Origin of the sequence: Desulfotruncus alcoholivorax DSM 16058 (genome assembly GCF_000430885.1) — a bacterium.
Classification (GTDB): Bacteria; Bacillota; Desulfotomaculia; order Desulfotomaculales; family Desulfallaceae; genus Desulfotruncus; species Desulfotruncus alcoholivorax.
In genome coordinates this window covers 1-12,346 of the sequence record NZ_AUMW01000003.1, presented here as the reverse complement: position 1 = coordinate 12,346, position 12,346 = coordinate 1, and the positions used below count along the sequence as shown (strand labels likewise).

Annotated in this window: 14 protein-coding genes; 2 read left to right on the top strand and 12 right to left on the bottom strand. The window is 41.8% G+C overall.

The features are described 5' to 3' along the window. Positions 1–34 precede the first annotated feature (34 nt). Positions 35–826 (top strand): hypothetical protein, encoded by a 792-nt coding sequence (locus tag H569_RS0102480; protein WP_027363678.1) that lies wholly within the window; start codon positions 35–37, stop codon positions 824–826. Positions 827–838: 12 nt separating this feature from the next. Here the strand turns inward: H569_RS0102480 and H569_RS18990 are convergent, their stop codons facing one another. The 3 genes from H569_RS18990 to trxB form a co-directional block, all read right to left on the bottom strand. After that, entirely contained in the window at positions 839–1,105 is a 267-nt protein-coding gene (locus H569_RS18990) for a hypothetical protein (RefSeq protein ID WP_034629282.1), read from the bottom strand. A 2-nt stretch (positions 1,106–1,107) separates the two neighbouring features. Then, positions 1,108–2,064, bottom strand: a complete 957-nt coding sequence (gene meaB, locus H569_RS0102470; protein WP_027363677.1) for a methylmalonyl Co-A mutase-associated GTPase MeaB — start codon at positions 2,062–2,064, stop codon at positions 1,108–1,110. 296 nt (positions 2,065–2,360) lie between these two features. Next, the gene (trxB, locus tag H569_RS0102465) at positions 2,361–3,284 is read right to left on the bottom strand and encodes a thioredoxin-disulfide reductase (RefSeq protein WP_027363676.1); all 924 of its coding nucleotides are present in this window, start codon (positions 3,282–3,284) and stop codon (positions 2,361–2,363) included. An 84-nt stretch (positions 3,285–3,368) separates the two neighbouring features. On the opposite strand from trxB, the gene H569_RS0102460 reads away from it, so the two are divergent. Further along, positions 3,369–3,713, top strand: a complete 345-nt coding sequence (locus H569_RS0102460; protein ID WP_027363675.1) for a helix-turn-helix domain-containing protein — start codon at positions 3,369–3,371, stop codon at positions 3,711–3,713. A gap of 82 nt (positions 3,714–3,795) precedes the next feature. Here the strand turns inward: H569_RS0102460 and H569_RS0102455 are convergent, their stop codons facing one another. The 9 genes from H569_RS0102455 to H569_RS18975 form a co-directional block, all read right to left on the bottom strand. After that, entirely contained in the window at positions 3,796–4,500 is a 705-nt protein-coding gene (locus H569_RS0102455) for an ABC transporter ATP-binding protein (RefSeq protein WP_027363674.1), read from the bottom strand. Then, on the bottom strand, positions 4,500–5,264 hold the full coding sequence (locus tag H569_RS0102450) for an ABC transporter ATP-binding protein (RefSeq protein ID WP_027363673.1): 765 nt from the start codon (positions 5,262–5,264) through the stop codon (positions 4,500–4,502). The genes H569_RS0102455 and H569_RS0102450 overlap by 1 nt, the downstream gene beginning before the upstream one ends. Positions 5,265–5,268: 4 nt before the next feature. Continuing rightward, positions 5,269–6,177: a branched-chain amino acid ABC transporter permease gene (locus tag H569_RS18985; RefSeq protein ID WP_034629281.1), complete on the bottom strand. Its 909-nt coding sequence runs from the start codon at positions 6,175–6,177 to the stop codon at positions 5,269–5,271. 12 nt (positions 6,178–6,189) lie between these two features. After that, positions 6,190–7,086, bottom strand: coding sequence for a branched-chain amino acid ABC transporter permease (locus tag H569_RS0102440; protein ID WP_027363672.1), 897 nt, complete (start codon positions 7,084–7,086; stop codon positions 6,190–6,192). Between the two features lie 68 nt (positions 7,087–7,154). Further along, entirely contained in the window at positions 7,155–8,339 is a 1,185-nt protein-coding gene (locus H569_RS0102435) for an ABC transporter substrate-binding protein (protein WP_027363671.1), read from the bottom strand. A gap of 368 nt (positions 8,340–8,707) precedes the next feature. After that, positions 8,708–9,457, bottom strand: a complete 750-nt coding sequence (locus H569_RS0102430) for a class I SAM-dependent DNA methyltransferase (protein ID WP_027363670.1) — start codon at positions 9,455–9,457, stop codon at positions 8,708–8,710. Positions 9,458–9,522: 65 nt separating this feature from the next. Further along, positions 9,523–10,167, bottom strand: a complete 645-nt coding sequence (locus H569_RS0102425; protein ID WP_027363669.1) for an adenylate kinase — start codon at positions 10,165–10,167, stop codon at positions 9,523–9,525. 98 nt (positions 10,168–10,265) lie between these two features. Then, positions 10,266–11,771 (bottom strand): amidase family protein, encoded by a 1,506-nt coding sequence (locus H569_RS18980; RefSeq protein ID WP_034629279.1) that lies wholly within the window; start codon positions 11,769–11,771, stop codon positions 10,266–10,268. 210 nt (positions 11,772–11,981) lie between these two features. Next, the coding region (locus tag H569_RS18975) for a transposase (RefSeq protein ID WP_034629277.1) at positions 11,982–12,346 on the bottom strand (365 nt) is incomplete at its 5' end.

Here is a 12,346-nt window from a genome sequence, read left to right as displayed (position 1 = left end):
GTTATCCTTTAACGTTTATAAACGGAGGAAATCTATGAGGGAAATATTAATGGCAGATTCAATAAATTCTTTTGAAAAGATAATGGGGAGAGCTTGGTTAGAAGAAAATTTAAAATTAATAAAAGCAGGACATGGTGGTGGGGTCGCGTTTGGACGGGGCGTTGAACCCTCAATGAATGTTCCTATGGCCGCATACCACTGGTACAGAGCACGGGAAGAAATGGCCCTGGGTGAAATCACTGGTGAAGCTAAATTCGGCAGTAATTCACTGATAACTGCCGCAATTGGCGCGGATCTTCAATTATTAGAACAAGTAGAAGGATTCCCCCTATTGGTTCAAAAGCTTAAAAGCAATGATCAACCTTTAACTGCCCAGGGCCAATTATGCATTGCCTCCGGTTACTTGCGCGAAAACTGTAATATTACTATAAAAATAGAATACTCCATTGCAGCCCGCGGTGAGAGACAAATTGCATATATTGTCAAGCATGCTAATGAATTTCAAAATAATGAGAATAACAAAAACTGGTTTATGAAGAATTCGATAATTTATATTTTTATTGGAAATATAGAGCATGATGTTAATCAGTTGCTGTTTAACTGGTCTCCACCACGCTCAGTGCTGGAAGCAGCTTTAAAATACAATACTTGCTTGGTAACCTGCGGTATGGCAATTGAAAAGGAAAACAACCGGCCTGTACTGGTCAGAAAAGGCCGGTTGTTGGAAAGTTTTAATAGTAGGGGCCTAAATAGCTTAATTTATATTCCAAATGAAAAAATATACATCCATGTCGCTGGCCCGGCGCCAGCAAAAAAGAATGAATGATAGACTTAGTTTTTAGTTATGGCAATCACATTTATGCTCAGTTATCACCGGGCGTAAAATTAATGCAGCTTTTTCTCCCAAATTTCCAGGACCGGGAAAGAGTGTTCTTAACGCGATAGCTATGCCTGAAATTTGGCCGTGTAAAAAAGCACAGTAATTTTCCGGCTGATTATTGTTCCTGGCCCGGTCCAATTCTTCAACTATACTGGCCAACAATTGAATAATGGTTTCGGGTGTGGAAGTTGAGACATCCGTTGATTTTTCCTGGTTAAGGGTCATGATTATTCTCCCGTGGCTTTTTTAGCAACATAATCCAGTATGGAATATGCTGCGGTATAGGGGTCGATTTGCTTTTGGGTTACCTGTTCCAAAAGATCATTAACCTTCCCCGGCAAACTTAACTGTTTGTAAACTTTATTCTGCCATTTATAGTTAACAATGTCCAGGGTTTCAGCCTTGGTTCTTTCAGCACGTTTCTTGTTTATTAGGTTATTTACTTCTAAATAAGAACGGTGTTCTTTGATTGATTTCAATAAATCGTCTATTCCCTGCCCTGTTAACGAGGAGACCAGCTTTACCGGAGGCCTCCATTTGTTTTGGTCACACTGGTGATCAAGCATAATTTCCACCTCGGCGGCCACCCTGTCGGCACCGGGTAAGTCGCATTTATTAATGGCAAATACATCTGCAATTTCCATAATCCCGGCCTTTATCGTTTGAATGGAGTCGCCGGCGCCCGGGGTTAAAACTACGATTGTTGTGTCTGCTACATGGATTATATCATACTCCGCCTGACCTACACCTACCGTTTCGATGATAACCCAATCAAAGCCAAAAGCATCCATCACTTTGACCACGTCTTTAGTGGTCTTAGCCAGGCCTCCCAGACTACCTCTGGTACCCATGCTCCTTATAAAAACGCCTTTATCCAGAGCGTGTTCCTGCATTCTAATCCGATCGCCCAAAAGGGCACCACCTGTAAACGGACTGGTGGGGTCCACTGCGATTATCCCGACGGTTTGTTGTTGTTGGCGAATTTTTTTTACTATTTGATCCACAAGCGAACTTTTACCTGCTCCAGGTGAACCGGTAAAACCGATAACGTAAGCCCGCCCTGTTTGCTGAAAAATTTTTTTTAAAATTTCTTCGTGCTGCGGGTCTTCGTTTTCGAGCAGTGAGATCAGGCGGGCAAGGGCCCGGGTTTCTTTGGCGTTGAATCGATCGAACAAATCCTTCATAAAGAGGCCTCCTGATCAAATATTCTAAACCTTTTTAATATAGTATAAATTCGTCGGTCAAAGGTTAAATTCCTGTCTGAACAGCTGATTTTAAAAATAAAGGCCTTCTATATTACCTAGAAGGCTTTAAAGAACCAATATATAGGTTATTTATCCATTAACGTCTTAATTTTGGCCATTTAAGAGATAATTGTTTTAAATATCGGCTTTTCCAAATACAATAAAACTATCAAGTTGATGATAACCTAATCTCCTCTCCCTTTCTCCGCTGTATCCTTGGATACAGCTATTCTTTTTTATGGCTTTAGTTTTTCAAGGTATTTTTCAGCAGATACGGCGGCAATTGCTCCGTCAGCGACTGCGGTTACAACTTGCCTCAGAGATTTTTTCCGAACGTCTCCTGCTGCAAAAATGCCTGGCCTTGAAGTGCACATATTTTCATCTGTTAATATATAGTTTCGTTCGTCAAGATCAATAAGACCTTTTAGTGTTTCAGTCACAGGACGGGTGCCGACATAAATAAATATGCCGTCCACTTGGAGTGATTTCTTTTCGCCACTGCGGACATCTTTGATATTTATTTCTTTGACCGTTGCTTCGCCGTTAATTTGTTCAACTACTGTATTCCACAGGAAAGAAATTTTACCGTTATCCTTTGCCCTTTGTTGCAGTATTTTGGTTGCCCTTAATTCATCCCTGCGATGAATTATGTATACTTTTTGGGCAAACTTGGTAAGATAAAGAGCTTCTTCTACGGCAGAGTCACCGCCACCGACAACAGCGACAATCTTGTCTTTAAAGAATGCGCCGTCGCACGTTGCGCAATAGGATACACCACGCCCGTGGAATTCATTTTCTCCGGGAATCGCTAATTTTTGCGGCTGGGCTCCGGTTGCTACAATTACAGTTTTAGCAAGTATCTCTTCGTCATCTGTTATAATGCGAAACCCGGTATCTGAGGGAGTTATCGTTTCAACATTGGCTGATTTTACTTGCAGCCCAAATTTACGCGCCTGGGCATCCATTTGCATTGCCAGTTCCGGCCCGCCGATACCTTGGGCAAAACCTGGATAGTTTTCTATCATTTCTGTGCTTGCAGCCAGGCCTCCGGGCATTCCTTTTTCTATTAAAACTGTTTTTAAAGCTGCTCTTGATGCATATATTCCTGCGGCCAGTCCAGCCGGGCCGCCACCTATTATGGCTACGTCAAACTGATCCATACTATTACCTCCGATGGTAAATTTGCTTTATTATATTATCGTAATTATATGTTTTTGTCAAATATTAATCGGGGAGGGATGGTTGTGAAACCACAAGGCAGCGAAATCCTGGGGAAAAGAATAAAGGAAACGCGCTTAAAGCTTGGTTTAACCCAGGATGGTTTGGGAAAACGCGCTAATTTGCATTATAGTTATATCGGTCAAGTTGAACGCGGCAATAAAGTCCCATCTGTAAAAACGTTAAAGAGAATTGCAGCTGCGTTAAATATAAGCGTCGAATCGCTTTTGTATGAGGAATCAGGCTTTGAAATTAAAGATGAGGATATTCTGGTGAGAGAATTAATAAATGTTGTAAAAGGCTGTACGCCGCAGGAATTAAGGATGTATATCAGCATCATTGAGCAGATAAAACATTATCTACAAAGATAAGTATAAAATTATTGATTAGTTCGATAATAAATCGAGTAGCTCGAAGTCGAGATAGCTAATCCTGACTTCGAGCTACTCGATTTTAATGACCAAGATATGCTTTTTGTACTTCTTCGTTTTCAGCTAGTTCCTTGGCGCTCCCCGACATTGCTAAAGAACCTGTTTCCAAAACATAAGCACGGTTGGCAATAGAGAGTGCCATTCTTGCATTTTGTTCTACCAGTAAAATTGTTGTACCTGTTTGATTAATTTCCTTGACTATGTTAAATATTTCTTGAACAAGCATTGGTGCGAGGCCCATTGACGGTTCGTCCATTAGTAATAGTTTCGGCCTGGACATAAGTGCTCGTCCAATAGCAAGCATTTGCTGCTCGCCTCCGCTTAGAGTGCCTGCCGGTTGCTGCTTGCGTTCTTCCAAACGGGGGAATCTTAAAAAGATGTTATTTATATCTTCTTTTATACCAGCTCGGTCTTTTCTTGAAAATGCCCCTAATTCAAGGTTTTCAAGTACTGTCATAAGGGGAAAAACCCTTCGTCCCTCCGGAACTTGTGAAATCCCTATTTCAACCACTTTGTGCGGTGGAAAATTATGAATTTCTTTTCCCTCAAATATTATTTTTCCGCTTTGCGGTTTTACCAGCCCTGAGATGGAACGTAAAGTTGTGCTTTTACCTGCTCCGTTAGCTCCAATTAAAGCCACGATCTCCCCTTCGTTGACTTCCAGGGAGACTTGCACCAATGCTCTGATTGCTCCATAATTAACATCAATGTTTTCTATATTAAGCACTAGACCACTTCCTTTCCCAGATACGCAGCAATCACTTCGGGATTTTTCTGAACTGCGTCAGGAGGACCGTCAGCAATCTTTTTACCATAATCAAGAACCGCAACTCTATCTGATATACCCATGACAAATTTCATATCATGCTCAACCAAAAATATAGTTAGGCCCATTTCCCTGATCTTTTTGATTTTTTCTACCAAAACCGTTTTCTCCTGAGGGTTCATGCCGGCCGCAGGTTCATCAAGCAGCAATATTTCCGGTTCTGACGCCATAGCCCTTGCAATTTCAAGGCGCCGCTGTTCACCATAGGGAAGATTTTTAGCCAGTTCTTCCGCTTTATCGTCCAAATCCATTAACCTGAGACATTCTAATGCCTTTTGTTCAATCTCTTTTTCCTCGCGTTTAACCGAAGGCGGTTGAATTATACCACCAAAAGCACCAGCCTTACTCCTGCAATGACGCCCAATTTTAACATTATCGAGAACGGTAAGCTCATTAAACAAACGAATGTTCTGGAACGTGCGGGCTATACCAAGTCTTGTTATGTTGTATGGTTTTTTACCGTTTATGGCCTGGCCTTTAAAACTAATTGTACCGCTGGTGGGAGGATAGATGCCGGTTACCAGATTAAAGACTGTACTTTTACCGGCTCCGTTAGGTCCGATTAAAGCTTGAATTTCACCTTTTTCTATTGTTAAATCCACGCTGTCCACTGCTATCAAACCGCCAAATTTAATGGTTACTTCATTTAGCTCCAGTAACGGCAACTTCTCACCCCTCCATTCCCGACTTTTTATCTTTATTGTTGTTAGTATTAAATACTCTAAAAGTGCGTTTTGCCAGTTTGTTAAAATCAGTATTCCCCATCAGGCCATGAGGTCTGAAAATCATCATTATTACCAGTAAAGCACCGTATATTACCATACGGTATTCAGACGAAAAACGAAGAATTTCAGGTATAGCTGTCAACAGAGTCGCCCCTAGAATCGTTCCAGGTATGCTGCCTAAACCTCCAAGGACAACCATGTTCAATATCTCAATAGATTTCATAAAGCCAAAATCCCTTGGTTGCAATACCATAATTTTATGTGCCCACAGGGCTCCGCCCAAGCCTGCGGTAAAGGTGCCGATGGCAAACATTTGCAGCTTATACCTGAAAGCATTAATTCCCATACATTCGGCAGCAATTTCATCTTCCCTGATTGCCACTAGAGACCTGCCGAACCTTGACCGCTCCATTCTGACCATAACTATAATAACAATTAACGCTATTATAATCGTGTTAAGCAGTGTTGTTTTGGGCGGTATGCCTGCCATACCCATTGCCCCACCAACATAAGGCATATTAAATAATATGGATTTTAATATTTCACCAAAACCCAGTGTGCAAATCGCCAGATAATCACCTGTCAGTCTTAATACCGGGAATCCAATGAAAATACCAAAAATTGCTGCAACTATGCCTGCGCATAACAGTGCTACAATGAACGGCAGACCCAGCTTCATTGAAACAATTGCTGAAGTATAAGCACCTATGCACATGTAGGCTGCGTGTCCCAGAGAAAGCTGACCGGTGACGCCGGTAATTAAATTCAAGCCAAGGGCAAGGATAATATATATGCCGACGGTGATTATAATAGATTCATAATAAGCTGGTAACAACCCATCGAGAAATGCCATATCGTTTGCCACCTACACTTTCTTCTGAATTTCTGTACCAAATAACCCGGTGGGTTTTACAAGTAAAACTATAATTAAGATGCCGAAAGCAATAGCATCCCGATAGGAGGAGAGTCCTATTGCAACTGCAAACATTTCCCCTATACCAAGAGCAATTCCCCCGAACATGGCGCCCGGAATGCTGCCGATACCACCCAGTACTGCAGCGGTAAAAGCTTTGAGGCCTACCAGCGTACCCATGTTATATTTAACTACTCCAAAATAAATACCTACCAGAACCCCCCCTGCGGCAGCCAGGGATGAACCGATCGCAAATGTGTAGGAGATAATCTTGTTGACGTTTATACCCATTAACGCTGCAGTATCGTAGTCCTGAGAAGTGGCCCGCATGGCTTTGCCAATCCTGGTATTTTTTATAAAATATTGCAGGATAATCATTAATATAGCCGAAGTGGCAATAATTAAGATTTGTAAATTGGTAACCTGGGCCCCGGCAAATAGTTCAAAAGACTTGACGGGGAACAGAATCTCTTTAGTGGGGGGATACGAAGTGGGGTTAGCACCAAAAATGAGGTTGGCCAGGTTGGATAAAAAAATAGAAACACCGATGGCGCTGATTAAAGCTGCCAGCCGGGTTGACCTGCGCAGAGGTTTATAGGCAATTTTTTCAATAATTACACCCATGATCATGCAAAAAAGCATGGCGCCCAAGAAGGCAATTATAATATGAACATGAAACACTGTGACCAATATAAGGCCTACAAATGCACCCGACATAAAAATTTCGCCGTGAGCAAAGTTAATCAGTAAGATAATCCCATAGACCATGGTGTAACCCAGGGCGATAAGGGCATACGTTGAACCCAATGCTATTCCATTCATTAGCTGGACAAAAAAATTGCTTAACATGTCTGCCCTCCTTGGAAATTCATAAATAAGGGCCTGCCACCTCTCGGCGGAGGCCCTTATTTTAGTAATTAATCCATTTTAACCGGAACTTTCTTCAGCAGGCTCCACTTTTGATCTTTAACCTGCAGCAGGTAAACAGGGCTCTTGATGGGCTCGCGGTTTTCGCGGAAGGTAGTTACGCCGGAAACGCCCGGGAAATCTTTGGTTTGGGCCAGAGCGTCACGGAATACCTTGGGATCCGCGCTTTTCGCTTTTTCCATGGCCGCAGCAATGATATTTACAGCGTCATAACCCTGGGCATCGAACAGGTCGGGATCCTTGTTGTACTTAGCCTTGAACTCTTCAATAAATTTGGCAGTTTCGTCGGTAGGTTGCTCCGGAGAGAAACCACAGTAGGAAATGCTTCCTTCCACAGCTTGACCGCCCAGTTCCCAGAATGTTGGGGACTGCAGTCCGTCTCCACCTACCATGACGATGTCTTGCATGCCCTGTTTGCGAACTTCTTTCATAATTAAGCCGCCCTCGGTATAATAACCGGAGAATACGATAACGTCAGGATTTTTAGCTTTAATGTTACTTACCTGGCCGCTGAAATCGGTGTCGCCGTCCTGGACGCTTTCTTCAACGACTATTTCTCCACCGTTGGCGAGAATGGCGTCTTTGAAGATCTTGGACAGGCCTACGCTGAAATCATTGTTGACCGAGGTTATCAGGGCAACCTTTTTCCATCCCAGATCGTTAATAATATAGTCCATTGTTGCCGGGCCGCCTACGGAGTCAAGCAGTGTGTTGCGGAAAATATAGGGGCCGATTTCAACAACATCAGGACCTGTAGAACCGGCTGAAAGCTGAACAACTCCGGCTCCGTTGGAAATCGGAGCGGTTGCCTTGGTTATGCCGGTAGTTGGGTCGCCTACAATGGCAGAAACTTTGTCCTCATTGATAAACTTCTGTACGATATTGGCTGCTTCAGCTTTATCATAGCGATGGTCGGCCTCTACAATTTCTACTTTTTTACCTAAAACTCCACCGGCAGCATTAAGCTTTTCAGCTGCCATTTTCATTCCTTCCAGGGTATTCTTGCCGTAAGAAGCTGTATCGCCGGTCAGGTCACCCAGGAAACCGATTTTAATAGCGTCGCCTGCTGCAGTTTGTTCACCGCTTTTTTCAGCGGATTTGCCGCCGCAACCTACAACAATAAAAGCAACCAGAAGTAGCGCAACCAGAACAAATAATTGTTTGTGCTTAAACATTTTTCAATCCCCCTCAGAAATATTTTACCTGCAAGATTTCACCGGCGCGGCTATTTGATTATGTAACGCCAGTGGTACAGTCTATTCCGCTATGATTCACCTCCCCCGCAGGTGGTTTTGTCTTTGGATTAAGAATCCTGCTATAAATCTTGATTACTAAAAATTTAAACTATTGCAACAAAGAGAGGTATTGTTAATAAGATGTTTGATTTGTTAATTAAGTTAAAATTATAAATTCGTAATAAAATCGATTTTTCCTGCAGGCGAATATTTTAATCATAGATAATTTTTTCTAATCTATAACGGTAATATAGTTTAGAGTAATTTTTTAAAATAGAGCTGCCTGAAATAACCCGGTTGAACAATTCTCAATCATTACCGCTTTTTCGGGCCACATAAAAAATACGAATACTTTTTTCATGGGCCGGCGCCAGCTTGAACGCATCAAAGCTGCCCAAGAGGGTAAAGCCTGTTTTGTCAAGGCACAACTTAATCTCTTCCTGACTGTAAGCCTTTTCGTGATGAATTTCATGAAATTTATGGTAATGGTCCCCTTCTTTAAAGAAACCGGTTAAATTGATGCTCCAGATATTTGTTTTTTTGTTATAACTGGTTTGCCAGATTAGTGTAATATCATTTTCATCAACGAAATGCACGCTCTCATCGGCATCAGACAACCAAATCACGGTATTAAGGTCAAAAATAAAAGAACCTTTCTTATTTAAGTTTTTATTAACAGATTTAAATGTTTTTACAATGTCTTTAATATCGGTTAAATAATTTAACCCGTCATGAAAACATGTTACCAGGTCAACTTTTTCAGGTAAAAAAAAATGGCGCATATCCTGTTTTGAAAAGTTAATGTCAATGTTTTCTACGGCTGCCTGATTACTAGCTAATGCTACCATGTCTTCAGATATGTCGACGCCAAAAGTTTTGTATCCTCTTTTGGCGAAAGGAATGGTAGTTTTGCCTGTGCCACAAGCTATATCGGCCACGCTTCCAGCATGAAGTCCAAAATGTTTTAGCAATAACTCAGCATAATCTATCCAGCCTTCAAAGTCAACGCCTGAAACCAGGTAGTCGTATATGCTGGAAAGTCCACTGTATTGATTCATTTATTAAATCAACTCTCAATTTGAGTTAAAGCCTCCGGTTTTATTTTAACCGGAGGCTTTTGTAATTATTTTTTAAGGCTGGATAAAATGTCTTCTAATACTTTTTTGATATCCTGGTCTCCGTTAATATTAATTAACAGTCCCTGAGACTTATAATAGTCGATTAACGGTTGAGTTTGAGCCTCGTATACGTCTAAACGGTTTCCTACAGCCTCTTCATTATCATCACTGCGCTGGTAAAGCTCGCCGCCACAGCTGTTGCATTTGCCTTCAGCCTGCGGTGGATTAAATAAAATGTGGTAGCTGGCCCCGCAGCCGCGGCATACCCTGCGGCCGGTTAACCGTGCCATTAATTTTTCCCTGGGAACGGCAATGTTGATAACCCCGTCAAGTTTAATGCCCATAGCTTGCAGTGTGGCATCAAGTGCCTTGGCCTGCTCAAGAGTCCTGGGAAATCCGTCAAGCAAGAAGCCATCAGCGCAATCAGACTTGGATAGCCTGTCCTTAACCATTCCAACCACTACTTCATCAGGTACAAGGGCGCCTTTGTCCATATATTCTTTGGCTTTTAAACCCATTTCGGTTCCTTCTTTGATTGCCGCCCTAAACATGTCACCGGTAGATATATGGGTAATGTTCAATTCTTTAACCAGAACTTCCGCCTGTGTCCCCTTACCGGCTCCCGGCGGCCCCATAATTAAGAGTTTCAAACAAATCCCCTCCTCAATTTTACAAAATAATAAACTTGTACACATTATAGCATGTATTATCCGCAGGTGAAAATATAAAAACTACCACCTTTAACTAATTAAACGTCTATGGCAAATAAAGAGTTTTTGCGTATATCAATCCAATCTTGTGTCTGTTCCATTAAAGCAGCAATTTGAAACAATAAATCTTCTCTGCCTCTGCCTGTCATAAAATGTGCACCTACGGGCAAACCATCTTGTGTCTGGTGGAACGGTAATGTCATAGCAGGCTGCCCGGTGAGATTAGCAAGTTGGGTGAATGGTGTTCTCATTAAACTGGTTTCAGCTATTTTATCTACAATACCTGTTTTTTTCAAAAGCCCACCCAAACCTAATTTACCTACAACAGCTATAGTTAATTTTTCAAATGAACTGGGCTCAAGCTCGCCAATTTTTGCCGGAGGAAAGGCAGTTGTTGGTGTTAGATACAAGTCATATGTTTCATGGAAGTTTTCCATAGCATAGGCTGCTTTATCCCATTCTCTTATGCTAAGAACAAAATCCTTCGCAGAGGTTGCTTCCCCAAGCAGGCTCAATAGCCATGTAGTAGGCTCGACATCATTGGGCTTAGCTTTGCGTCCAATTAATTCTTCCAGCTCCGCTAAGGCCGCAGCTACCTCGCCAAAATACATCGTTATATAGCTTTTAGCAATTTTAGTCCCGTCTACAGGAGCATCTTTTTCTTCAACTATATGACCCATAGATTCTAATGATTTAGCTGCCTTTATCACTACCTTCTTGCATTCTGAATGAACATCTGTGTCTAGTGGAGATTTAACAGAAAAAGCAATCTTTAGCTGTTTTTTAAGTGGTTTTTTTAACATTTGTAAATAACTGCCCTGAAAAGGCGGGGCATGATATGCAGATGCTTTTTCATACATAATCAATTCATCTAACATTGCCGCGCTGTCACGCACAGACCTTGAAAGAATATGGTCAACGGAAGCCCCTTGCCAGTGTCTTCCGTACCTTGGTCCAACTGGCGTTCTGCCTCTTGTTGGCTTTAGGCCGAATAAGCCACAGTAAGCACTAGGAATACGAATGGATCCACCGCCATCATTAGCACCGGCAATGGGAACCATCCCAGAGGCAACTGCAGCAGCTGACCCGCCACTGGAACCACCTGGGGTATGGTTTAAACTCCAGGGGTTTCTAGTTGGTCCATAGTAGGCCGGTTCAGTTATGCCCATTAAAGCCAGTTCAGGCACGTTGGTTTGCCCCAGAAAAATGACGCCTGCATTTCTTAATTTGCGCACATATTCTGAATCTTGTTTAGCCCGGTAACCTTTAAAAGCTTTAGAACCTGAAGTAATCGGCTCCCCTGCTACTTCTTGTGTAATGTCCTTAAGCAGCATCGGAACACCGGCAAATGTACCATTAAGATCTTTTTCCGCTGTTATTCTGGCCTGATCATACATCTTATTAATCACTGCATTTAACTGGGGGTTTAAAACTTCAATTCTATTAATAGCTTTCTCGACTAATTCTCTTGGATGTATTTCCTTTTTCTTTACTAATTCTGCCAAACCTAAACCGTCGTAATCTTTATATGATAATTCCGACACTTTACCACCTCATTATTACCAACTAATTAATTAAATGGTAGTTCTATAAAAGTGAGTATTATCCTTTATACAACATAAAGCTCTTTAGTAAAAACATTAGCATGAAATTTTTTACAATGGGTTGGGATTCCTATGTTTTAGCAAGTTATCTAATTTTTTTGTCAGTCTTCAATAAACTTAAGTTCAAACTTAAGACAATATGAAAAAATGTCAATAACTTGACATTTTGTATACTTCATTCATTAAATCCTCGGCAAACTCAAAATCAGAATAATTAGCTGGCGCAACTTTAGCGGCCACAGGGATTGGCCCAACCGTGGTATTAACAGCTGCCAGATGAAGCTTATAGCCATAAAAAAGCTCGGTTTCCCCAGCGGAAGCAGTGCGGTGTCCGAAACTAGCGCCGGTTTCACTTTCCTTGTTAGGACGTTCCACAGCAGAAATATCAGTGCTATCGATGGCTATTTCCCCGTTGGAACCAACAATCGCTAAAACCTGACTTGCTAAATCATTACATAAATCACTAAGCGCCTTTTGTAAATTCAGCTCATTTAAATCCTTCTCAAAACGGGAAA

Excerpts from the sequence above, each read along its gene's own strand:
- H569_RS0102480 (WP_027363678.1), top strand. The coding sequence starts at position 35 with ATGAGGGAAATATTAATGGCAGATTCAATAAATTCTTTTGAAAAGATA.
- H569_RS18990 (WP_034629282.1), bottom strand. The coding sequence starts at position 1,105 with ATGACCCTTAACCAGGAAAAATCAACGGATGTCTCAACTTCCACACCC.
- meaB (WP_027363677.1), bottom strand. The coding sequence starts at position 2,064 with ATGAAGGATTTGTTCGATCGATTCAACGCCAAAGAAACCCGGGCCCTT.
- trxB (WP_027363676.1), bottom strand. The coding sequence starts at position 3,284 with ATGGATCAGTTTGACGTAGCCATAATAGGTGGCGGCCCGGCTGGACTG.
- H569_RS18985 (WP_034629281.1), bottom strand. The coding sequence starts at position 6,177 with ATGGCATTTCTCGATGGGTTGTTACCAGCTTATTATGAATCTATTATA.
- H569_RS0102440 (WP_027363672.1), bottom strand. The coding sequence starts at position 7,086 with ATGTTAAGCAATTTTTTTGTCCAGCTAATGAATGGAATAGCATTGGGT.
- H569_RS0102435 (WP_027363671.1), bottom strand. The coding sequence starts at position 8,339 with ATGTTTAAGCACAAACAATTATTTGTTCTGGTTGCGCTACTTCTGGTT.
- H569_RS0102430 (WP_027363670.1), bottom strand. The coding sequence starts at position 9,457 with ATGAATCAATACAGTGGACTTTCCAGCATATACGACTACCTGGTTTCA.